21 protein-coding genes and 1 pseudogene are annotated in these 23,034 nt (G+C 35.8%); 16 read left to right on the top strand and 6 right to left on the bottom strand.

Going from position 1 to position 23,034, the window contains the following annotated elements:
• The first annotated feature begins 62 nt into the window (after positions 1-62).
• From MHB42_RS15460 to MHB42_RS15445, 4 genes are all read left to right on the top strand, one after another.
• Positions 63-704: a hypothetical protein gene (locus MHB42_RS15460; RefSeq protein ID WP_258860370.1), complete on the top strand. Its 642-nt coding sequence runs from the start codon at positions 63-65 to the stop codon at positions 702-704.
• Positions 704-1,924 carry a hypothetical protein gene (locus MHB42_RS15455; RefSeq protein WP_258860371.1) on the top strand — a complete coding sequence of 407 codons (1,221 nt, stop codon included), beginning with the start codon at positions 704-706 and terminating at the stop codon, positions 1,922-1,924. The genes MHB42_RS15460 and MHB42_RS15455 overlap by 1 nt, the downstream gene beginning before the upstream one ends.
• Entirely contained in the window at positions 1,914-2,621 is a 708-nt protein-coding gene (locus MHB42_RS15450; RefSeq protein WP_340807275.1) for a TatD family hydrolase, read from the top strand. Before MHB42_RS15455 ends, MHB42_RS15450 begins: the two co-directional genes overlap by 11 nt.
• A gap of 350 nt (positions 2,622-2,971) precedes the next feature.
• Positions 2,972-4,399: a reverse transcriptase domain-containing protein gene (locus MHB42_RS15445; RefSeq protein ID WP_340807273.1), complete on the top strand. Its 1,428-nt coding sequence runs from the start codon at positions 2,972-2,974 to the stop codon at positions 4,397-4,399.
• Positions 4,400-4,993: 594 nt separating this feature from the next.
• Here MHB42_RS15445 and MHB42_RS15440 read toward each other — a convergent pair.
• Entirely contained in the window at positions 4,994-5,716 is a 723-nt protein-coding gene (locus MHB42_RS15440; protein ID WP_340807272.1) for a response regulator transcription factor, read from the bottom strand.
• Positions 5,717-5,840: 124 nt separating this feature from the next.
• Between MHB42_RS15440 and MHB42_RS15435 the strand changes: the two genes are divergently transcribed.
• From MHB42_RS15435 to MHB42_RS15400, 8 genes and pseudogenes are all read left to right on the top strand, one after another.
• Complete coding sequence (locus MHB42_RS15435) at positions 5,841-7,304, top strand: amidase (protein ID WP_340807270.1); 1,464 nt, start codon at positions 5,841-5,843, stop codon at positions 7,302-7,304.
• 120 nt (positions 7,305-7,424) lie between these two features.
• Positions 7,425-8,678 carry an MFS transporter gene (locus MHB42_RS15430; protein WP_340807268.1) on the top strand — a complete coding sequence of 418 codons (1,254 nt, stop codon included), beginning with the start codon at positions 7,425-7,427 and terminating at the stop codon, positions 8,676-8,678.
• 216 nt (positions 8,679-8,894) lie between these two features.
• Complete coding sequence (locus tag MHB42_RS15425; protein WP_340807266.1) at positions 8,895-11,096, top strand: 5'-nucleotidase C-terminal domain-containing protein; 2,202 nt, start codon at positions 8,895-8,897, stop codon at positions 11,094-11,096.
• 231 nt (positions 11,097-11,327) lie between these two features.
• Positions 11,328-12,779: pseudogene (locus MHB42_RS15420) on the top strand (circularly permuted type 2 ATP-grasp protein).
• The gene (locus MHB42_RS15415) at positions 12,772-13,719 is read left to right on the top strand and encodes an alpha-E domain-containing protein (RefSeq protein ID WP_340807264.1); all 948 of its coding nucleotides are present in this window, start codon (positions 12,772-12,774) and stop codon (positions 13,717-13,719) included. The pseudogene MHB42_RS15420 and the gene MHB42_RS15415 overlap by 8 nt, the downstream one beginning before the upstream one ends.
• Before the next feature lie 38 nt (positions 13,720-13,757).
• Positions 13,758-14,615, top strand: coding sequence for a transglutaminase family protein (locus MHB42_RS15410; protein ID WP_340807262.1), 858 nt, complete (start codon positions 13,758-13,760; stop codon positions 14,613-14,615).
• A gap of 446 nt (positions 14,616-15,061) precedes the next feature.
• The gene (locus MHB42_RS15405) at positions 15,062-15,847 is read left to right on the top strand and encodes an alpha/beta hydrolase (RefSeq protein ID WP_340807260.1); all 786 of its coding nucleotides are present in this window, start codon (positions 15,062-15,064) and stop codon (positions 15,845-15,847) included.
• A gap of 63 nt (positions 15,848-15,910) precedes the next feature.
• A complete protein-coding gene (locus tag MHB42_RS15400) occupies positions 15,911-16,120 on the top strand; it encodes a YdbC family protein (RefSeq protein WP_340807259.1) in 210 nt (69 codons plus the stop codon).
• Positions 16,121-16,163: 43 nt separating this feature from the next.
• On the opposite strand, the gene MHB42_RS15395 is transcribed toward MHB42_RS15400, so the two are convergent.
• Positions 16,164-16,604, bottom strand: a complete 441-nt coding sequence (locus MHB42_RS15395; protein WP_053995061.1) for a cell wall hydrolase — start codon at positions 16,602-16,604, stop codon at positions 16,164-16,166.
• Between the two features lie 96 nt (positions 16,605-16,700).
• Positions 16,701-17,252, bottom strand: coding sequence for an ECF transporter S component (locus MHB42_RS15390; protein WP_340807257.1), 552 nt, complete (start codon positions 17,250-17,252; stop codon positions 16,701-16,703).
• Positions 17,253-17,429: 177 nt separating this feature from the next.
• On the opposite strand from MHB42_RS15390, the gene MHB42_RS15385 reads away from it, so the two are divergent.
• Positions 17,430-18,278: a pyridoxamine kinase gene (locus MHB42_RS15385; protein ID WP_340807256.1), complete on the top strand. Its 849-nt coding sequence runs from the start codon at positions 17,430-17,432 to the stop codon at positions 18,276-18,278.
• Between the two features lie 144 nt (positions 18,279-18,422).
• Here MHB42_RS15385 and MHB42_RS15380 read toward each other — a convergent pair whose 3' ends face one another.
• Positions 18,423-18,974, bottom strand: a complete 552-nt coding sequence (locus MHB42_RS15380; RefSeq protein WP_340807255.1) for a DinB family protein — start codon at positions 18,972-18,974, stop codon at positions 18,423-18,425.
• A 178-nt stretch (positions 18,975-19,152) separates the two neighbouring features.
• On the opposite strand from MHB42_RS15380, the gene MHB42_RS15375 reads away from it, so the two are divergent.
• The 3 genes from MHB42_RS15375 to MHB42_RS15365 all read left to right on the top strand — a co-directional run bounded on the left by MHB42_RS15375 (position 19,153) and on the right by MHB42_RS15365 (position 21,002).
• Positions 19,153-20,073, top strand: a complete 921-nt coding sequence (locus MHB42_RS15375; protein ID WP_340807253.1) for a DMT family transporter — start codon at positions 19,153-19,155, stop codon at positions 20,071-20,073.
• Between the two features lie 31 nt (positions 20,074-20,104).
• Positions 20,105-20,437 (top strand): CHY zinc finger protein, encoded by a 333-nt coding sequence (locus MHB42_RS15370; protein ID WP_340807252.1) that lies wholly within the window; start codon positions 20,105-20,107, stop codon positions 20,435-20,437.
• Positions 20,438-20,504: 67 nt separating this feature from the next.
• Positions 20,505-21,002 carry a GNAT family N-acetyltransferase gene (locus MHB42_RS15365; RefSeq protein ID WP_340807251.1) on the top strand — a complete coding sequence of 166 codons (498 nt, stop codon included), beginning with the start codon at positions 20,505-20,507 and terminating at the stop codon, positions 21,000-21,002.
• Between the two features lie 49 nt (positions 21,003-21,051).
• Here the strand turns inward: MHB42_RS15365 and MHB42_RS15360 are convergent, their stop codons facing one another.
• Complete coding sequence (locus MHB42_RS15360; protein WP_340807249.1) at positions 21,052-21,951, bottom strand: 3-hydroxyacyl-CoA dehydrogenase; 900 nt, start codon at positions 21,949-21,951, stop codon at positions 21,052-21,054.
• 209 nt (positions 21,952-22,160) lie between these two features.
• Entirely contained in the window at positions 22,161-22,847 is a 687-nt protein-coding gene (locus tag MHB42_RS15355; protein ID WP_340808612.1) for a zinc transporter family protein, read from the bottom strand.
• Positions 22,848-23,034 lie beyond the last annotated feature (187 nt).

Raw genomic sequence — 23,034 nt, 5'->3', positions numbered from 1 at the left:
TTAAGTTCTAATTGTTTTCAAATAATTATCGTTTTTTAGCATATAAGAAAAGGTGAGTGTTTATGGGAACTTCAAAAAGAAAGCTTAATAAAGAAATCAAGAAAATGCTGCAAGATGTACCTGTTGAAAAAATCAATGACAAAACACCAGATGTTACAAAGAAAATAATTACTTTGAAAAGAATAAATACAGAATTTTTAGATGAAGCAACTTTAAACAAATGTATCAGTATCATTTCTAATCAATTTGAAGTTTTAAGTAAGGAAGGCTTTAATGGCATTACTCAGCAAGAAATAAAAAACGATCCCATTACAACCGAGCAATTTGTAAATCATATCTTGGATTTAATAGATAATGAGGATAATTTATTCGCAGATAAAGCCCTTTTAGAAAGAAGCTTTAAAATTACAATGACAAATTTTTTGAAGAATGAAGACTTAGTTCTAACGAGTTTTATCGAAAAATTATTATTTAATGTAGTAAAGCAAATACTCATAGGGGAATTACATGATACATTAAAAGAAGTTTATGATGAATTAAATTATGATGATATTGAATTAATGGTTAATAATGTCTCAAATCAAATTATAGATAATGAAACACAGCGTAAAATAGATCAATATATAGCAAAAGACTTAGAGTTTAGTGAAGTACTAAAATCTGTTGTTGAAGCTGCTAAAAATGTAACGTTTGGTGAGTTCTAATGAACGGATTAGTAAACGAGAACTTACATCTTCAATTGATGCAGGAATTTGAGGTTGATTATTTTAAGGACAAAGATAAAACTATTGTCGATTTAATTACAGTAATGGGTTCAGTATATTGCGTTGATGTATCTGTAACTGCCAGGAAAACCCATCTTTCTATTGAGATTCCAGTTTTCCATGTTGAAGTTTGGCAAGGTTTAACTAATAGACTTAGACTTTTACTAAAATGGGTTTCTGGTGAAGACTATCAAATTTCTTTTAAGCCATTTAATAAGGATTTAATAGCAAGAAAAGAAAGACAAATGAAATTATCGTTATATGGTCCAAATCAAAGAATTGTAAGCTTATTTTCAGGAGGATTAGATTCTTTAACAGGAGCGTATTATAATTTCAAAAATGACATTTCTAGCGATTATATTGGATTTCTCAATAAACGAGAAGAAGCAACTAAACAGAGGTTCCTTGCTGATTTTTATAAGAAAAAACTAAATCCTACCCCTGATATAATTTTGATAGAGAAACCAGTTGATAAGAAACAACACTATACACAAGCAACCCGTTCACTGCTCTATTTTTCTTTAGCAGTAGCTAAGGCATATTATAATCAATCTAATCAGGTTAACCTGTATGAAAATGGTGTTTTAACATTAAATCCAAACCTTTATGATAGATTTACAACGAAGACAACACATCCCAAAACTTTGTTTGAATACAATAATTTATTGGAGGATTTAAACATAAATGTACAAGTTAAACATCCATTATTATTCAAAACAAAAGGTGAATCAATAAATGAAATGAATTTAGATTTTAAAGGTGTAATCAAAGATTCATTCACATGTGGAGCTGGAAGATCGGACGTATTAAAAGTACATGTTGGGCAATGTGGAGTATGTATTCCATGCTTATTAAGAAAAATTTCAATGGCTGCATATGACAATGAACAGTATGATTGTTTATATTACTTTGATTATGAAGAACAGAATTTTGAACCAGATGTATATTATTATGAATTTATTTCTAATGTGCAATACTTTCAAAAATATGTGCAGCTCATAAGAAACAACGAAATTTTTAGTGAATTAAACATTAAGTCAAAGTACTATGATGAGGCTGATTATTTAGTTAAAACGAATGAAATGCTGAATAAGTTTGCTAAAGAATTTGAAAGGTATATGGAAAAGTATGACTTACATCGATACGCACGTGCATATTGATTTCTATCCTAATCCGTATGAGTTGGCCTTAGAATATGAAACAAGCAAAATCTACACATTATTTGTAACTAATTTACCTGAGTTATACGAAAAGTACTTCGGTAGGTTTTCAAACTTTAAATACATTCGACTATGCCTAGGATATCATCCACAAGTTTCAAATGAATATCTTTTAAATAAAGACCTTTTCGAAAAATATATAGCTACCACTAGATACATTGGGGAGGTAGGGTTAGATTTTTTTTCTGGAATAAGCGATAGAGAAAAAAGCATTCAAATAGAGGCTTTTCGATATGTTTCTAGTCAAAGGTTTAATAAAGGGCGTATATATACTATCCATAGTAAAGGCGCTGAGAGGGAAGTACTTGATATTTTGCTTGAAAATGAAGTTAAACATGCAATTTTTCATTGGTACACAGGCAAAATTAGTGTTTTGAAACAAGCGGTTGAAAAAGGATATTATTTTTCTATAAATCCGAAAATGTTAATGACTAAAAACGGATTAAATATAATTGCCCATATTCCAGTTAAACAAATACTTTTTGAAACGGATGGACCATTTGCTCGAATTGATCGAAAACCTATTTACCCTAAAGATATTCCAAATTTTTATTCTGCTGTTGATAAGGAAGTAGATGGATTTGATAAAATTTGCTTTTCGAACTTCCGAAGACTTTTAATTGAAAAGGATTTATAACATAGTGTATATGCACCGTGAATATTAGACTATCCCGAAAATATTTTTTATGTTAAAATTTAACACGTAGGTTTTAGCCTATAGCGTGTGTATTACACACGCGTCCCGATAATCGGTATAGGGCATTCGTTTCGACGATTTATAATATAATTATAGACGCTGAAATTGAATGGAGGATAATGCTAATGAATCTCTTAATGCAACTATTAATTGACTTATCAGTTTATCCAGCAGTCTTATATTACATATGAGGCTGTTAGAACTTTAACCTATCTTATTAAGATAGGGAGGCGGTTGAATCCCATTCCTCCTTGCCCACCGCCGCAGAAAATGGAGGAATACCATATTTTATGGAAGAAAAAATTTTTTTTGAAAAAATAGTGGTAAAAGAAAATATTAAAAATGTATTTGAAGAATATGTTGCTCAAAAGACTGATAATTTGACTGAGGAAAAAAAAGTGAAAGTCCCAGAAGGTCTAGATAATATCGATTACATCCTATTTCAAAAAAAACTTCCTCATCAGATAGATATGATTTATAAAAGAATTAGAAGAGGAAATTACTTTTTTTATCCTTTAAGAGAGATAGAAATTTCTAAAGACCCTCAATTAAATATAGAAGAAGCAAAGAAGCTTGGGAAAACAAGAGTTTTATCAATTGCTACAATAAGAGATGTACTGACTCAAAAGATGTTATATGATTTTTTAAGCCCGATTACTGAAAGAGAATTTACTAAATTACCTTATGTGAGTTTTGCATATCGTAAGAATGTGAATGCCCAAAAGGCAGCTCAAAAAGTTTATAATGATTTAAATGAAGGATATATATACGCTTTGGATGCTGATTTAAAAGGTTTTTTTGATAATATACCTCATGATAAACTTTACGATCAGATTAAGATTTTCTTTAATGATATGCCAAAAATCCAAAAACTTTTATATCGTTTTATTCATGTAGATAAGGGTTATAAAAGGAAGAATAAAAATAAGGTTATAAGGGTAAAAAGAAATGAAGGGATTCCTCAAGGTGGAATTATTTCGGGAATGCTAGCAAATATTTATTTACATCAATTTGACTGCTGGGTAATGTCGACATTAAAATCCAAACATAATATCAGATATACTAGGTATGCAGACGATTTTGTAATTTTAGCTAAATCCGAAAAAGATATTATTAAAGTAAAAGACGAGTGTGAAAAATATTTAAATAGTATTAAATTAACATTACATCCAGACCCTGAAAAAACTAAGATTAGTAAGGTGAATTGTAAGAGAGGAATAAACTTTGTTGGATTTACAATTTCCAATAGGCATATTAGTATCAAACAATCGAATGTTTTGAAGTTCAAAAAAAGAATTGAAAATATTTTAAATACGACAGATTTTAGTAAAAAGAGGTCCTTGGAACTTTTAAAGTTAAGAATGAGTTATAAATATTTTGGAAATGATTACAAAAAAAATAAATGCAAAAATTGTGGTGAATTTGAAAAATCTAGAAATTGGATGCGATTTTTTTTAATTATTACAGACTATAATCAATTAAATACGCTAGATAATTGGGTATATAAATCAATTAATTATTATTATTTTCAGGCCACGGGAAAAAGGTTACCTAAAAACAGCTTGAAAAAATTTGATTTTCCATCTTTAGAAAAACTTTATTATGAGTATCGTAAACAGTTAAAAAAAGAAACAACGTCTTGTAAGTGTACAAGTATGAATCAGGATTTATACGCAACAGAAGATCCCTATAAAGAACTGTTTAATATATATCCATAACTTAATCAAAAATTCTTAAGTCTCCGTAAGCATTTTTATCAAACCTTATTAATTCCTTTGTAAGAGCCATTTTTGACCCTCGAAAATGCCCTTCAAACGTTGATATAATAAGGTTTTTCTGTTTTATAGACTGAACACTCGCCGTTTCCATACAGCTGAAAAAGAGAGCAAAAAAGACTCCTGTTAAAGAAAACCCTGAACTATCCTGAGAAACTTTAATTTAGCGTTTCACAATAGTTCAGGGTTTAATTTGTTTATTTAAAAACTATTAGGAATTTACAATGTACAAATTAGGTAAGCCAGAATTTCTTTATTCAACGAAAAAATAGTAAGGAGAGTTAGACGGAAAAACTTTGTTTGTAGTCGGAAGCATATAAACGTGCAGGGAAAAATTTAACGTCAAAAAACTTTTAAATTGATAAACGAACTGCATTGAAGGCTATAGAAACAATAAATACTAGCCAGCCGCTATCGGCAAAGTTGATTAAAGAAGTAATTCAGAATGAACAGTGTCTACCTGACTAGACACCTTTAAAACGAATATAGCTATTTTATTTGAGGAAACCCACTCAGTGAATTTGAATACCTAGCAGATCACATATACTTCCAACACCTCGCCAGTAGCTGGGTACGATTGGTTACTTGGAACTTTCTATACAAGTTTTGTAGGTGTTTTTTGATTGTGTTTTCACTGACGAATAGCTGCTGGGCGATTTCAGCATTTTTCAGACCCTTGCAAACAAAATGTAAAACCTCTCTTTCTCGTGCTGTCATTTCCAACAGTATAGAAGGCTGTGAATATTGATGTAAGGCGTACATATTTTCGATACTTTTTTTCAAATATACTAGCCTCATAACATCCTTGGCATTAAATGACTGCTCGCCAATTTTTCTTAAAAAGCCGATAACTGCTACGAGCTTATTGTCTACCTTCAAGTACATTGCCATTTCATCCTTATAACAATTTTCTCTTAAAAACACTTCCTTATAGTGCGTTTGCTTTTGTAAGCACATTGCATCATTTTTATTCATTAGCTGAATGGAAGGCTGTGTATTTATATTTTGAGGATGTAATGGGTCAAAATGTTTATATGTGTGTAAATAATCATTTAGTATATTAAGCTCTATATTAAAATGTACAGGTGCGTTTAATTCGTTGTTTGACATTTCCCAAAATAGCATATGGTGATAGTCGAGATGTTCACTTAATGTCTGCAAAAGCTCACTTTTAAAGCCTTCATTACTTTGCTTTACATTTATGTTTGAAAGATGGTAGCTAGCTTTAAACATTTTATCTATGTCATTTCCACAAAACATACAAGCACCTCATTTCTCTATTAAGCACTTATATTCTGCTTAAAGGAGAATTATCCTTTCGGGTAATATAAAAATTTTAGAATATTCAGTACATTGGAGTTATAAACTTATATGAGGTGATGATATGAATTTACAAGAATATGCGTCCTATGATGGGATTGGATTAGCAGAGCTAGTGAAATCAAAGGAAGTAACACCGCAAGAGTTAAAAGCATTAGCATTAGAAGGCATAAAAAAAGTAAATCCATCTATTAATGCAGTGGTCAGTGTGCTAGAGGAGCAGGCTGATAAAGCAATTGAGCAGGTTGATGAGCATGCTCCATTTGCGGGTGTTCCATTTTTAATTAAAGAGCTTGTGTTACATGCAGAGGGGGTTCCGCATAGTATGGGGAGTCGTCTAGCTGAAAATACAGTGCTATCTGTTGATAGTGAGCTAATGGCTCGTTTTAGAAAAGCAGGTTTGATTTTAGCAGGTACTACGACAACACCTGAGTTTGGCTATAATGCCGCTACTGAAGCAGTTATTTATGGTGCTACGCGTAATCCGTGGAATTTACAGCATAGTCCAGGTGGTTCGAGTGGTGGCTCGGCAGCAGCTGTTGCAAGTGGTATTGTACCAATTGCTCATGCAAATGATGGTGGTGGCTCTATTCGTATTCCTGCATCCTGCAGTGGGTTAGTTGGCTTAAAGCCTACGCGAGGGAGAATTCCAGCTGGTCCATTTAATAGTGAGCCTTTAAATGGTATTGCCATTGAATTCGCTGTGACTCGTACCATTCGTGATACAGCGGTTTTATTAGATCAAGTAGCAGGCCCTGACTTAGGGAGCTATTCTAAATTAGAGGTAACACATGCGCCGTATGGACAGTTAATTCAAGAAAAGGTGCGCCCTTTAAAAATAGCATGGACAACTGAAGCAAATTCTGGCGCATTTGTTGATCCAGAATGTATTGAAGCTGTGCATAAAACTGTTCAGACTTTAAAGGACCTAGGACATGAGGTAGTGGAAGCGCGTCCGAAATATGAGCAAGCATCCTTTACAAAGGCAACAGTCGATATTTGGACAGCGAATATTTATCAAATGATTCAGGGGGCAGCAGCGGGAACTGGTAAAGCAGCTTCACCAGAAAATATTGAAGCGGCGATTTGGAAATGCTATGAATATGGCAGTACCTTAAAAGCGGCTGATTTATTAGAGGCTATTCATACAAATGCCGTCGTTTCACGTCAGGTAGCGGGCTTCTTTGAGGACTATGATATTTTAGTAAGCCCAACAATCGGCACACTTCCTGCTAAAATTGGTGAATTAAATGCGAATAACCCTAGTATTTCAGCTGTTGAATGGACAGAGCAAATTTTTACGTATGCGCCGTTTACGAATTTATTTAATGCTACAGGTCAGCCCTCATTATCGCTACCTTTAGCAGAAAGTAAATCAGGGTTACCAATTGGTCTACAAATGACAGCTAAATTTGCAGATGAATTAACGCTATTGCAGCTAGGAAGACAGCTAGAGGAAGCAATGCCTTGGAAGGACCGTCAGCCAGCAGTGCATGTAAGTGTAGAACAGCCTCAGCCAACAGTATAATAAATCATTAACGCACTGAGCCATAGAATAAGTATGGCTTAGTGTGTTTTGAATGCTTGAGTAAAGTAATAGGTTTAAAGTTCATATACATAAAGTAAAAGCTAATAGGAGTAGTGATGATTGGGCAAACAGCATCATAAGTACAGGTGGCTTGTGTTTGTTTCTGTGTTGTTTACGTATTTGATGATGGCGAGTCAACGAACTGCTCCGGGATTAATTACAGATCAATTGATGAAGGATTTCGGTGTGGCGGCATCGACAATTGGGTTATTGACGAGTGTACAATTTTTGGTGTATACGAGCTTGCAAATTCCAATGGGGATTTTAGCGGATCGCTTTGGTCCGAATTTTTTTCTTATCGTTGGTGCTGCTCTTACAGGCTTAGGAACGATTTTTTACAGTCTTGGTACACATGAATTTGTGCTATTTTTTTCGAGGCTGCTGATTGGGATAGGCGATGCGACGATATGGGTGAATATGGTGCTTATTTTGGCACAATGGTTTCAGAAAAAGGAGTTTGTTCGGTTAATTGGCTTTGCAGGTATGACAGGCAGCTTAGGCTTTTTATTAGCAACAGTGCCTTTTGCTACAATGATCCTTTTATTTGGCTGGCGAATAACATTTTTTGCAGCAGGAATTCTATTATGTTTATGTGGTGTGCTGCTGTATGCTGTGCTTGTGAAACATCCAAAACGTATTTTTCCAGAGGAGCCGGTAGCGGTAACAGAGGAGGCACAACGTGAGAAAACGGCTGTTTTATTACGAAGAATCTGTTCAAATCAGCAGGCATGGGCTTTATTTTTTTGCCATTTCGGGGTTGTTGGGGGATATGTTGGCTTTATTAGTTCATGGGCAGTGCCGTATGGGCTGGATATGTATGGGATGACACGGTCAGATGCAAGTCAGTTAATTATGATTGGTCTTATCGGGGCACTGCTTGGCGCTCCTTTAACAAGTGGGATTGCCAGCTGGCTAGCAACGATTAAAAAGCCATATATTGTTGTTCATATTACTGTTTTATTAAGCTGGTTGACGTTTCTGTTATGTAAAGGGCAGCCATCATTTTTCTTGCTTGTTGTACTTTTCTTTCTCGTTGGCTTTGGCTATGGGGCAAGTGCTTTAACCTTTGCGGCTGTTCGTCAGTCTTTTCCTCTAGCAGAGTCTGGTCTTGTTTCGGGCTTTGCGAATACAGGTGGCTTTTTAAGTGCTGCATTGCTACCAATGATTTTTGGTTATGTGTTGGATATAACTGGACGTTTAGAGGATGGATATTTCTATGGTTTCATTATACCAACCATCTTTTCTGCAATCGGCTTGATTGGTATTATTTGTTTAAGGGAGCAGCGGCAGAAAGCGGAAAATAATAGTCTTTAATAAAAACAATAGGGGGATATTGAAGGAGAGTTAGGCTCTTATTCGATATCCCCCTTCTATGTTGCTATCTAGTAAAAGAAGAATCATGAAAACTTTAGTAAAAAATCCACAACTCTATTACTTTTATGCTATATATTGTCTGGAGATGCGCTATTTTAAATGCTACACTAGTGAAGCAAATCTTAAAATTCAGAATAAGAGGGAGCCGTTTAGGAAATGAACAGATTGAAAAAAAGTATATCCATACTTAGTATAGTGGTCTTGGTTCTTGCAGCAGGTGCTTTCTTTAGCCAAACAGCTGTAAATGCACAAGAGGAGGAGCAGGATATTCATGTTACACTTCTTGCTACATCAGATATTCATGGGCGCTCTATGCCATGGGATTATGCGACGGATGGACCGAATTTAACAGGAAGCTTAACGCAGCTATATACAATTATTAAAGCTATTCGTCAAGATAATCCAAATACAATTTTATTGGAGAATGGTGATTTAATACAGGATAATTCGGCTGAATTGTTCAATGATCAACCAAAATCGCCAATGCTAGCTGCCGTAAATGAAATGGGCTATGAGGCTTGGACATATGGCAATCATGAGTTTAATTTCGGCTTGGATGTATTGGATAAGGTTTCAAGTCAATTTAATGGGGCAAGACTTGCTGGTAATGTATATAAAGAAAATGGAGAGCGGTATTTACCTGCATACACAATTATTGAACGTGAGGGTGTTAAAATTGGCGTTATTGGGATGGTAACACCGCTTATTACAGAGTATGAAAAGGGTACAAATCATTTAGACGGATTGGTTGTTAAAAATCCAATAGAAGAAACGAAAAAAGCAGTAAAAGAATTAGAGGGTCAAGTAGATGTAATGATTGGTCTTATGCATATGGGCTTGGAAAATGAAAATGGTGTTCCAGGAACAGGCGTTAAGGAAATGGCAAATGAAATTCCAGAGCTAGCAGCTATTTTTGCAGGTCATAATCATGTGCTTATTAATAAGGAAGACGTGAATGGGGTTCTTATTACAGAGCCTAATAAATATGGCTCACATATTTCACGTATTGATTTAACATTTGCTCATCAAGGGGAGCAAATAACATTAAAGGAAAAAGATGCGTCTACAATTCCAGTTAAAAATGAGGATGGAACTTTTGTTGAATCTGATAAGGAGCTAGAGGAGCTATTAAAGCCATATCATGAATTTGCACGTGCAGATGCAAATATTGAGGTGGCACAGCTAAAAGGAACAGACCTTGTGCCAGAAAATGAAATTAAAGGCATTCCCTCTGTACACATTCAAGAAACACCTTTATCAGACTTCTTCCATGAGGTAATGCTTCATTATAGTAATGCAGATGTAGTTGCACATCAGATTGATAATGATAAAGCAGCATTAGATATAGGTCCGATTAAGAAAAAGGATATTGCCTATAATTATCAATTTGCTGGTGGCGAAGTATCTGTTTATGAAGTAACAGGTCAAGATTTAAAGGATTATATGGAGTGGGCTGTTGATTATTTCAATAGCACTCGTGATGGGGATGTAACAGTAAGCTTTAATCCAACACGACGCGCCTCTAAATATAGCACAAATGATTATTTCGGTAATGTTAAATATGATATCGATTTAACAGAGCAATATGGTAATCGCATTAAAAATCTTCGTAAATTAGATGGCACACCAATTCACATGGATGACCAATTAAAGCTAGGCATGAACGCCTATCGTATGGATTTCCTTGTATCAAAGGGTCAAGCATTTGAAGGGCGTACATTTAATATGATTTGGTCTTCGAAAGAAGAAAGTGCTTACGGGGAAACAGGAGGCACAATCCGTAATTTAGCAATTCGCTATTTGCAAGAGGAAATGAATGGCGTGTATGAGCCTGTTATCCAAAATAACTGGAAAATTATTGGCGTCGATACAAAATCGCCTGCTCGTGCCGCTGTTGTGGAGCTAGTGAATAAAGGTATTTTAGACATTCCTACATCAGAGGATGGTAAGTATACAAATATCGCTTCGATTAATGTCAAAGATGCTATAACGAAAGAAGAAATTGAAGCATTAGCAGCAAAGGCGGAAGTAGGTGCAAGTCAATTTGCTAAAGTGAAAACAACAGGAGAGTTTTATCAGAAGCTTGTCAAGGTGTTAAATACTCCTAAGGATAAGGAAGAGAAGCCAGCACCAGATAAATCAAAGCCTGTTGTAACACAACCAGAATTACCGAAAGGCATTGTGACTGCGTATCACTTAAATGTTCGTTCAAAGCCATCGAATGCTGGAAAAGTATATGGTACACTTGCCAAAAATACAGAAATAACAATTTTAGGTAAAGAGCAGGGCTGGTATAAAATCTCGTATAAAAATAAAACAGGTTATGTTTATAGTCGTTATGTAAAAATTAAAAAGTAAGTAAGAAGAAAAGAAGCAATCCTATACGGCACTTAAAAATTAGCATAAAATAACTAATTTTTAAGATGCGGTGTCGTAGGTTGCTTCTTTTTATTTTTGATAGAGTATTCATTTAAGCATATAAATCCTATAGGGCAATTCGTTGAATTACGAAAATTCAGAAAATGAAGGAATTTTGTTAGAAGATGTCGTATTTTAACTAATATAGATATGTATTGGAGGGATTTTATTATGTGGAAATTATATGAATCTGGTGTATTTTATGATGAAATGCTAGATGGGAGCAAACCTAAAAAGCATTATCAAACGTTCTATCAAAAACTGCAAGCATTTTCCGAGCAACAGCTATATGATAAGCATCATGCAGCACAATCCAGCTTCTTAAGACAAGGAATTACATTTACTGTATATGGAGCAGAAGGTGGAACAGAACGCACCATGCCATTTGATTTTATTCCGATAATTATTCCAGAAGATACATGGAAAATGATTGAGAGTGGTATGAAGTAGCGAGTCAAGGCGTTAAATTATTTTTTACATGATGTTTACCATGAGCAAGAAATTGTCAAGGCAGGCATTGTTCCGAAAACGCTTATTGAGAATAATCCATACTACTATAAGCAGGTTGTTGGTACAAATATCCCGCTACAAAACCATATCTTTCTTGCTGGTATTGATTTAATTCGAGATGAAAATGGCAAGTATTGTGTGCTTGAAGACAATTTACGCAATCCCTCAGGTATGAGTTATGTCTATCAGAACCGCTATGTGATGCGTAAAATTTACCCTGAATTTTTTGATGATTATGCTATTGCGCGATTGGAGGGGCAATTGCAGCACCTACAGGAGGCAGTGCTTTCACATCGTCCGATAAATATGCCTGTGGATGAAGAGGTGCATGCGGTTTTATTAACGGCAGGTATTTATAATTCTGCCTACTATGACCATGTATTTTTAGCAAAGCATTTGAATATTCCGCTTGTAGAAGGACGCGACTTAGTAGTGAAGGAGAATGTTGTTTATTTAAAAACGATTCTCGGTCTTAAACGAGTAGATGTGATTTATCGACGGATTGATGATGATTTTCTTGATCCTGTTCATTTTAGAGAAGACTCTATGCTTGGTGTACCACATTTACTAGATGCTTATAATAAGGGCAATGTGGCGATTTTAAATGCAATTGGTAATGGTGTTGCAGATGATAAGGCGATGTATCAATATGTACCAGAAATGATTCGCTTTTATTTGGAAGAGGAACCTATTATTGGTAATGTGAAGACATATTTACTTGAAGATGATGCTACAAGAGAATGGGTGCTAGCACATTTAGAGGAGCTTGTGGTGAAAAATGTGGGTGCATCTGGTGGCTATGATATGTTAATTGGACCACATTCTACGGAGGAGGAGCGGCAAATCTTCTATGAAAAAATAGTAGAGTCACCACATCAATATATTGCACAGCCAACGATTAAATTATCACGTGCTCCTGCATTTCAAAATGGACAGTTTTATCCATGTCATGTGGATTTGCGTGTCTTTGTGATGAGTGGTGAGGACATATATGTGCTGCCAGGAGGGTTGTCGCGTGTGGCTTTAAAAGAAGGTTCGCTTGTTGTGAATTCCTCTCAAGGTGGAGGCGGTAAAGATACGTGGATTGTGAAGGGAGTTGGTGAACATGCTTAGTCGTGTAGCGGATTCATTGTATTGGATTGGACGTTATGCTGAACGTACACAAGCAAATGCTCATATTTTATATGCACAATTAGAGTATACACTAGAGTCAAATCATAAGGATTCGGTGTATGAAAAGGAATCACTTATTGTGCCTACAATTTGTGGATATATTGAAGATTATCAAATACGTTATCCACAAAATACTTTAGAGGATATGATGCATTATTTAATCTATGATCGCGATAATTTAAATTCGCTAATAGCTACCATTACGAGTGTGCGCATGAATGCTCGTAACACAAGGGATTGTTTGCCGAATGAGCTGTGGGAGGAATGGAATGACTTGTATTTAGACATTCAAGAGGGTGCATATCCAGAAACATCTACATTGCTCAATACGACAAATTTTTTAACACATATTCGGAAAACGGCTTTGACAGCAACAGGCGTTATTGATTCATTGATGACTAGAGATATGGGCTATAAATTTTTAAAGATTGGTAAATGGCTGGAACGTTCTGAGAAAACAGCATTAATTTTGCATCATTTATTAGAAATAGAAGGTGAATTAGAGCCAGATCGTGCTATACGATTAGGCTTACAGCTTACGAATACTGCTGAGGAATATGCATATCGTTCTCGTGTGTTAACAGTAGACAGTGTGTCGAATTTTTTAATTAGTGATGTAAAATGTTCTCGCTCTGTGGCGTATGGGCTATATAAAATTCGAGATACAGTGTATGATATAGAACAGGGATTAACAAATCAAAATGTAGAAAATATGTATCGTGCGTTAGATGAATTGATTGCTTTGACAAATGTTGATATGGCGACGTTAACGTTAGCAGAGCAGAAGCAGAGGGTAAAAGCTATTCGACAAAATTGTACAAATTTCGGTCCTATTCTAGCACAAGCCTATTATTTAACACCACCTATTCTGGCTGTGTAAAGCATGCAACACGCTACGTATACAAAAGGAGAAAACGTATGAAGTACCATATCACACACAGCAATATTTTTCTCTACGAAAGCGAAGTGGAACAATCACTGAATACAATACGTTTAAAGCCTAGAGCGGGCGAATGTCAGCGTGTTTTATCGTATAATTTAAATATTTCACCACAGTCAATGATAAAGGAATATATGGATATTTGGCTAAATAATGTTGGCAGCTTTTTTATTGCAGAACCGCATAAGGAGCTTGTCATTACTGCAACTTCTACAGTGAGTGTGCAAAAAGCGCCATATGTTTATCAAATTAACTTTTCAGAAGAAATGCGTAATATTTTTAAATCACAGCTATTTAAAAGTCATTATTTACCTTATTTGAATACATCGAAGCTGACATCACTACGTGAAGAGCAAATTCAGGAGATTTTAACGGCTATTGGAGGCCAAAGGGACAATCCATTAAAACTAGCATGCGATGTGATGACGTACTTATACTATGCGATTAAGTACGATCCACATGCAACAACAGTGAACACAACAGCTACAGAGGCATTTGAGTTGAAGGCTGGTGTGTGTCAGGATTATACACATATTATGCTAGGAGTATTGCGTTATTGTGGTATTCCAGCACGCTATATAAGTGGTTATTTATATGTTGGTAAAGATGATGACCTTATTGGGGATACGGCGACACATGCTTGGGTAGAAATTATGGTACCTGGTATCGGGTGGATAGGGCTTGATCCAACAAATAATGTAGAGGTGCTAGATAATCATATTATTTTATGTGTGGGACGTGATTATCGAGATGTAAGCCCTGTCGAAGGTGTTTACCAAGGAGGGGCACACGCATTAACCGTCAAAGTGGATGTGACAAAAATTGAGCATTTATAAGATGTGAAGTTTAACTCTATGAAATTTAATAAGATAATATAAGGTTAGCATAAAAGGATGCTAGCCAATAGAAAACCCGAATGATATTACCAAATGCTCATCTAGCGTTTTGTAATAGTTCGGGTTTTCTTGTTCTATTATTTTGTTAATTTGAGAATGATACGGCTTTTATAATGGACAAATGAGTTATGTCTCAGCTTTTCATGGCATGACTAAGTATGAATGGGACTGTTTGAAAAAGTGAATAAGAAATCATGGATTAAAAACGAAATGTTAATAAAGTTTATACTACTATATTTTCAGTGTTAAAAATATAGCTACTTTAATGATACATACATGAAGGTCTTGAAAGATAAAAATTTCACCTTCATTTTCATGATAAAGTATACTATCATTATAAATGATATTGATTATCGTTATCAATTTGAAAGGATGGAGAAAGACAAATGATTTCAATTAAATATGAAAAAATTAATCAGTATGATGTTTCAATCGTCTTACCATCGGGCTATGATCCAGCAAAGAAGTATCGTACCATTTATATGCATGATGGTGGGAATGGTGCTATACAGGCGATGAACTATATTGATCATTTAATCATTACAGCGCAAATTGAGCCACTGATTATTATTGGTATTGTACCAATTGATCGGAATAATGATTATACACCATGGGAAGCGCCGTCTCTTATGCCAAATACATCTAATTTAGGTGGGCAGGTGAAAAATTATTTGGATACGATTGTGAACCAAATAAAGCCGTATATAGATACGCACTATGCTACAAATTCTGCACCTTCCTATACAGCTATTGCAGGATGCTCCTTTGGTGGGCTTGCTTCGATCTTTGCTTCATATTATTATCCAGAAGTATTTCATCAATATATTGTGTTATCCGCTTCTTTTTGGTATGAGGATGTTCTACAGTATATGCGAGGAGAGGAAGTAAAACGTCAAGGGAATACCTATATAAAGCCAACTGTCAATCGTCAAAATCATCAATTGTATTTATATGTGGGAGAGTTAGAAGGCATTCATAGAGATAACATTCAAAAGAATATGGTGGAGGCTACGAAAAAAGCTTATCAAGAATTAACAAAGGAGGACTATTTGGAAGGAAATCTATTATTTGAATTAAATCCTGAAGGCACACATGATGTATGTTTCTTTAGTCAGCACTTTATTCGTGCGCTTCTTTGGTTATATGCTATAGGCATGCATCAAGAAGATTGATTTCACTATTTGTCATATAAGCTGTTATGATAACATATATGAAAACAACTAATGGAGGCTATTATGGCAGAGATCAAATACGAAATTGTCGAGCATATTGGCGTGCTCTCAGAATCAGCAAAGGGCTGGAAAAAGGAGCTAAATCGTATTAGCTGGAATGGGCATGCACCGAAATATGATATTCGCGAATGGGCGCCAAATCGTGAGAAAATGGGCAAGGGTGTAACATTGTCTGACGATGAGGTACAGGCTTTAAAAGCACTATTAAAGTAAGCGAAAAGAGAGCATCCATCTATCGGATGTTCTCTTTTCACTGTTACCCCATATAAACACTTTCACACGTTCCAGCGGCAGGCTCATAAAAGCAATGATTTTTAAATTGCCCTGTAAATGGCTGGCCATACCATGTTGGCGGGCATGGTGCATACGGATTGAAATACCAAAGTGCATATTTTGCTGGATGCTCTCTCCAAAAATCCAAGTTTTGCTTTGCTAGCTTTTTTTCAGATGATCGAGCCCGCTGGTAAAATAAATTGCCCTTTTGAACGGCTTCAAAGGAATAATTATTACCTTGTACTTGAAAAATTACTTGCTCAATAGTTCTCACATCATTGAAATCTAAACAGTCCGCAATAGCACGATTGACGATAACATTACCGACGTATAGCATTCCTTGATTTCCTTCAGCCTCAGCCTCGGCTCTCATCATTCGTGCCATTAAGGCAATATCAGCATCACGATATTTTACTCTTGGCATATTACCACCTCCACCATATAGTATGAAAATGGACAGAACTCATGTCACTAATAAGCAAATAAAAACATGCCACCTTACTAGAGATGGCATGCTTTCTTAAAAGTTTCTTTTAAAGTATGGTGTTTTTTTCAGTACAATACATACAGGAATGGCAATGATTAAGCCAACAATATTTTGAATAATATCTCCAGGAATCGATGCCAATGGTGCAATCCAGCTATTGAACATAATAGCTTGCCCAACATAGTAAACCGCAATCATCATAGGCATTGATACTACTGCTCCTAAAATATTTAGCCCGATATTATCACCTTTATAGCCTTTAGACCAAGCGATTTTACCAACGATAAAGCCTTGTAATGCACGTGAAATAATAGTCGTGGGTGCCCAAATGAGCCAGCCGCCTACAATATCAAATAAGCCCATCCCGATAGCGCCAGCAAGTGCCCCCTTTTTAGGGCCAAATAAAATAGCGGAGATAAATAGCATGGATGTCCCTAAATGAATAAGCCCGCCTTGCCCAAATGGAAGCTTGAGATTAATAAACATTGTGGCAACAAAAACAAGTGCCGCTAAAATAGCTGTAATAACTAAGTCAAATGTTTTTGTTCGAGGTTTTGTATAAGAATATCTTTGGATACTGTGCATTTTTCTCTTCCTCACGATCATGAATAGTTTGTGGTTTTTACTTTAGCAAAGGACTGACTGTTGTAAAAGTGTCAATTTTATAAAAAAGTAAGGGGTCAGATGAATATTATTTTCGCAATTATGTAATTGTGATACGATGAGGATAGTATATATAGGATGAGTTAGGTGGAATGGAGAATGAAAAAAGTTGCGGTGATTCAGGATATGTCATCGTTTGGCAAGTGCTCATTAACGGCTGCAATACCTGTTCTATCTGTAATGGGGGTTCAGGCAGTACCTTTGCCAACAGCGATTTTAACAGCACAAACGGGATATGCTAGCTTTTATTGTGAGGATTTAACATCAAAGATGGACTACTTTGTGGAGGAATGGAGTAAGCTTGGAGCAGCCTTCGATGGCATTCATACAGGCTTTGTTACAGGCAAGGAGCAAATTGATAATATTTTTCATTTTTTAGATAGATTTCATACAAAAGAAACCACGATGCTTGTTGATCCAGTAATGGGCGACCATGGTGAGGTTTATAAAATGTTTACAGGTGAGCTGCTTGATCGTATGGGGGCGCTGGTGAAAAGTGCTGATCTGATTACCCCAAATGTAACGGAGTGCTGTTTGCTTACAGGAGTGTCCTATGATAAGCTACAGCATTATCAAAATAAAACGGATTATATGCAGGCGCTTGAGGAGGCAGGGCAGCAGCTCCAGCAGGCAACGGGTGCAAAGGTGCTGATTACTGGCTTGCATCCACCAGCAACAGCTATCAATAAACATTATGTAGGTAATATGTATATTGATGAAAGTCGTTCGTTTTCTAGTATGCGTGACTACAATGGTCAAAGCTATTCAGGCACAGGCGATTTATTTGCATCTATTATTATGGGTGGAATGATGCGTGGACAGGATTTAGTGGAGTCCATGAAGCTTGCAGAAGCATTTTTAGCTACGGCTATTGAAGCCACAGTAAAGGAACAAATACCGAGCGAGGCAGGCGTGCATTTTGAAAAATTTTTACATATGCTGCTGTAGTAAGAATGAAACGGCAATTATTCATATGTTACATGACTGAAAGGAATAAAAAATTATTGCACCTGAAGGACGAGGGCGCAATGTGAAATGAAAAAGCAGATAGAAGCCAGCTTTGTTGTCTTTGCACACAAAGCTGGCTTTAAGTTATTTAATAGGAGATAACGATTTTTCCATAATGTTAAAATGATGCTGCTCATGAATAGCGAGCAATTGGATCGCTTGAATAAGATTTGGATAATGTGCGACAGGGTCTGGAAAGCGAATATGTCCAGCAATATCCTCTTCAATATCTTTCACCAGCTTTTGCAATGTCAAGGTTTCATGAACAAGTTTGTGTTCAATATCACAACCGCTAAGCACAAAGCATATCTTTTTAGGAGGTAGTAATATTTTAGGGGCTGGCATACCTTTTCCTTTTTTTAATGGATATGCTGCATAAATATCATGTATTTCTGTCGCGAAGGGTTTGTTTCTTTGTATTTTGGCAATAGGTGTGAAAAATAAAGTGTACTTCGTTACGACATTCAGCATTTTAAAAATTAAATAAAGATGATAAAAATGCTCACCAATAGACCATTTGTTTTCATATGGGCGATGCCATAGCTCTTCCTGCGAAAGTGTGCGAATAGCTGGCAGGTAGCGAGTCCGTTGCTCCTCCAATAGGAGGAAATACTTAGCTATACTATGGGATTTCATAAGTTTTTGACTCCTTTATTGATGCCATTATAAAGATGATACATTAGCACTTTTTGATTACGCTTGATAATTTAATCATACACTAAAAAATTTGTAAAATTCACATAGTTTTATGGTATTATAGTTGGAATTCATAAAAATAAGCTGACATAAAAAGCTAGGGAAAGGCGGGGGTTCAATGGAAACGGTAATTATTCATAAACGTAATGTCTATATGGTAGGTGTAGCTAGCTTATTACTGTCAGCGATTTTAACATCTATTAGTCAGGTTTATTATTCAAATCGTGTACAGGCAGTGCATCCATTTTTGTTTACAGGCATTAGCTTTTTTATCACCACGGTATTTTTTCAGCTTATTGCAAGTAAACAAAAGATAACAGCTAATTGGCAGACAGCAAGAATGCCGTTATTGAAGCTTAATGGTGCTTCGATTTTAGCCTTTATGGGATTTTACTTTGCACTGAAGTATATTGAGCCAGCAATTGTTAGCTCATTGGAGATGGGACTGGGACCGTTATTTGCACTTGTGCTAGCCATTCAGCAAAAGAGGCATGTGTTAAAAGCACAATGGGGTATTGCATTTGGTATATTTGCAGCAAGCTTATTATTGATTGGCGCTATTTTTACAGGAAAATCTGCCGTACAAACATGGGATCAATCGAGTATTTTAGGGGTTGGCGCAAGTATATTATGCGGTCTTGGTGCTGTGCTATGTACAGTCTATTCTAAACAGCTAAGTCAGCTAGGATGGACAAGCTCGATGATTTTATCGAAAAGGTTTTACGGTATTATCGGGCTATCCTTTGTTGCAACATATGATGTGCTGTTCGCCTATTTATTCGAAAATATTGGTTGGATTTTATTGATGACTGTGATAGGTGTATTAATACCAATGTATCTGTTACAAAAAGGAATTCAATATTGTGAGGTTTTTTTAGTGATGATGTCGCTATGCTTTATTCCTGTCTTCACCTTCTTTTTCCAGCTTTTTGATCCAAGATTGCAATGGTCAACGATTACATTGATAGGTGTGCTATTACTTTTAATTTTTGGTATTTTAAGTGTTATAGTGGAACAGAAAAATCGGAATGCTGCTTAGTTAGAGCATTCTTCAAGGGAGGAGGTAAGTGATGGAAAAGCTTCATGTTGCGATTGACGATGAAGGGCGTTGTCAACATTATCATCAACAAAATGATACAACGCTTATCAAGTTCAAGTGCTGTGATCAATATTATCCTTGCTATAAATGTCATAGCGAGCATGAATCCCACACTGCACAAGTATGGCAAAAGGAAGAGTTTCATAAAAAAGCTATTCTTTGTGGGGTATGTAGAAATGAACTAACGATCCATGACTATTTACAGCATGCCACATGTCTACACTGCCATACAGAGTTTAATCCAAATTGTGCAAAGCATTATCATATTTATTTTGAGATGGATCAAACGAGCTGTTCTCAATAAATTATGGCTAGGAAATGAACGCTCATAAACAGTATGTTCATACGCTAGTGATATGAAGGTGGAAAATATGGAAATTAGGCTTTTAACAGTAGCAGATGCTGTAGTATATAGGAAATTACGATTAGAGGGGCTACAATCAAATCCAGAGGCATTTGGCTCTAGCTTTGAGGAAGAGAAGGATATGCCGCCTGAGCTTTTTGAAAAAAGACTTGAGGCACGGTATTCCTATACACTAGGTGCATTTGCTCAAGGTGAATTGATTGGGGTTGCGACATTGCTACGGGAAAGCAAGGTAAAGCTACAGCATAAGGCAAGTGTTTTTGCCGTTTATGTTTCTCCGCAAAAGCGAGGGCTTGGTGTAGGAAAAGCTTTAATGCTAGCTGTCATCAATAAAGCACAATTATTAGATGGCATTGAGCAAATTAATTTAACAGTTGTATCCTCTAATCTATCTGCCAAAAGGCTATATGCTTCATTAGGCTTTGAGTTATTTGGAACAGAGCGGAAGGCACTAAAAATAACGCAGCAATATTTTGATGAGGATTATATGGTATTATTTCTTTAAAAAATAAACGCCAATATAGCCCTTGAGAGGCTATTTGGCGTTAAATCATTTAGCCTTTTAGGAAATCCGGCTTTTCAAAGCTTGGGTTTGGATATGTGTAGAAGCCTTCACCTGTTGCACGGCCAAGTTTGCCCTTGTCAATATACTCAGTTTTTAACAGATGGGCAAGCTTGTGCATGTTTTCATCATCAGTTGCTGCTGCTTTAGCTTCTACAATATTATGGGCGGTGTTAATGCCAACAACATCTAGGATGGCAAATGGTCCAAGTGGAGCGCCTGTCCCAATCATCCATGTTTTATCGATTGTTTCTGGATCAGCTACTTCTTTAATTAACAGTAATTCAGCCGCGTCTAACAATGGCACTAATAAAGAGTTTAGAATATAGCCAGGCTGTTCTTTATATAATGGAAGTGGTACCATACCGATTGCACGGGCAAATTCCACAACCTCATCAAATACCTTCATATCTGTATCCGCATGCTTCATAATTTCAGCCGTGTTGTTTTTCCAAATTGTATTGGCAAAATGCAAAGCTAAAAATTGTGCCGGACGGCCAGTTGCCTCTGCAAATTGGCTAGGCAATAAAGTAGAGGAGTTCGTTGCAAAAATAGTTTTTGCAGGAGCTACTTTACCCAGCTTTGTGTAGAAGTCTGTTTTAATTGCCACAACCTCAGGAATAGCTTCAATTACAAGGTCTGCATTGGCAACCGCTTCTGCTAAGTCGTTGTTAAATGTTAACCGTGCATAGGCAGCATCTACTTCCTCTTGTGTTGCCCCTAAGTCTTGCTGATAAAGTGGCTTTAATTTTGAAATGCGGTCTTGGGCATGTTGTAATGCTTCGTCATTAATATCATAGACAGTTACTTGAAAGCCTTTAAAAGCCGTTTGATAAGCAATTTGACTTCCTAGTACACCACTGCCTGCAACTGTAATATGTTGATAATTCATCGAGCTTCCTCCTTTAAAATGCTACATTGATATAATAATTTTGGTGTTTACAACTACATACTACGCCTTTTAGTAATTAAAAATCAAACCATGACCCTTATAAGGATGCTAAGGCATAAAATAAGGGGCTATGTTTACTATGTGAAGAGTAGCTCTTCTTTATAAATCACAAGGAAAAATAATGTGGAGCGGCACAGCTATATGGATTTTTATTCTACTAATATATGAAAGCTATAGCTTAATAGATAGCCTAGAAACAGATAGATGATAAAGGATTTTGCGCTAACCGCTCGAAGATGATGTAAAATAAATTCGGAAATGCTAGCAGTGGCAATTAGTCCGATAGAAATGCCCATTAAAATACCTTGCGCTTTATTTGTTAATGCCCAATATTGACCAAACCAAATAAATAGACTAAAGAAAATCGAGAAAATAAAGAAATAAATAAAGAGCTTCCATAGTCTTTCGCCTTGAGCAATGAGTGCTGTTGATAAAGCAAAGCCTTCGGGAATATGATGTAGGATAATAGAGGCTGTAAGGGAAATCGTTAATGCTGCATTGCCAAGTAAATTGCCAACAGTCAGGCTAATAGGGATTGTGTGAATAATCATCGCAAGTGTTAATAAGGAAATAGAGGACTGTTTCGTAGAAGATGTATGTAATAAGCTATCAAGTAGTTGAAAGATACAATAACCAATAAAAATGCCGAGTATGATTGCTAATGATTGATAAATATAAATAGAGGAGGGGATAATATCCAATATAAGCAAGCCAATTAAAAAGCCTCCACATAATAGTGACAGTCCCTGCGTTGTATGCTGAAAGAGCTTTGAGAAAACCCAGGCAATAGCGCCACCTACACTTATACTGAAAAATAAAAATCCACCAAGTATCATTGCACTCACCTGTAAAATTCCTCCACTCTACAATAAATTAAACATCGTTTTATCAAATATATGCGAGCTAGCTATGAATATGTTTGTAGCACTATAACTTTCAGATTGTTTAAGGGAGCTAAGGCTTATAGCGTATTTTTATAAAAGATTGGTTGAATTTGTACATAAAAGAAAAACATCCTATTTT

The sequence above is a fragment of the Lysinibacillus sp. FSL K6-0232 genome, from assembly GCF_038008325.1.
In the GTDB taxonomy this organism is placed as follows: domain Bacteria; phylum Bacillota; class Bacilli; order Bacillales_A; family Planococcaceae; genus Lysinibacillus.
This window is presented reverse-complemented; position numbering and strand designations above follow the sequence as displayed.